Consider the following 953-nt stretch of genomic DNA (forward strand, 5'->3'; position numbering starts at 1 on the left):
GCTATCTCACACCGATATTGATTTACCGTGAAAGCGTCACCGCCATGCGCCTCACCCTCACGCGCCGCCACCTGCTGCGGCTTCTGGCCGGGACGGCCCTCGTCCCCGCGGCGGCGGGCGCGCAGCAGGATCTCGCGGTCCCCGGGCTCGAAACCGGATCCGGGCCGCTGGTGGCCGAGGACGGCACGCTGCTGGTGCGCCGCGCGGCGCTGTCTCGCCGCGGCCCGGGCGGGCGACCGCTGGCGCGGGTGCGGATCCCCGAGCGCGGCGCGCCAGTGCTCGACCCCGAGGCGGGCGTCAACGTCGTCTGCAAACGGCGTAGCGTGTGGCTGCGGTCGTCCACGCTGTCGCTGTTGCGCCANTCAACGTCGTCTGCAAACGGCGTAGCGTGTGGCTGCGGTCGTCCACGCTGTCGCTGTTGCGCCATTTGTAGATCGTCTGTTCGGTCACGCCGTAGCGTTCCGCGAGAACCGAGGCCGACGCATCGCTGCCCTGGATCGCCGCCCGCACCTTCAGCGTCGTCGTGGCCTGCGTGTGAAGAGAGATCAGCATGTGCGCCCTCCGTCTCGAATGTCCCTCGCCACCAACCTTGCCATGAACAATGCCGATCACCGAGGGGAAATGTGATCATCCGGGATGGAACACCTTCTGAAACCCGCGTCTTCGCGCTGTCTTGGATGCCGACGCCAGAGGTCCTACCGGAAACTGTCCGGGCCCACTGGGCGATTGAAAATGCGCTGCACTGGCAACTCGACGGTGTCCTTTCGCGAAGACGCAGCACGCAACCGAAAGGATAACGGCCCCGGCAATATTGCCGTCTTGCGTCGCCGCGCGCTCGACGTCGTCCGCGGGGACACTCTAACAGGCTGCTGAAGAAGTCTGGCGAGAAGAATATTTTCCCGATCATACGGGTTTCAGCCAGACGGTTTGCGGGCGACGGGCCACGCCTTGGG

Annotated in this window: 1 pseudogene; it reads left to right on the forward strand. The window is 66.1% G+C overall.

Going from position 1 to position 953, the window contains the following annotated elements:
- Positions 1–647 precede the first annotated feature (647 nt).
- Positions 648–849: pseudogene (locus V8324_RS22040) on the forward strand (ISAs1 family transposase); the annotation flags it as partial.
- Between the last annotated feature and the right edge of the window lie 104 nt (positions 850–953).

It is taken from the genome of Roseovarius sp. D22-M7 (assembly GCF_037083785.1).
Classification (GTDB): domain Bacteria; phylum Pseudomonadota; class Alphaproteobacteria; order Rhodobacterales; family Rhodobacteraceae; genus Roseovarius.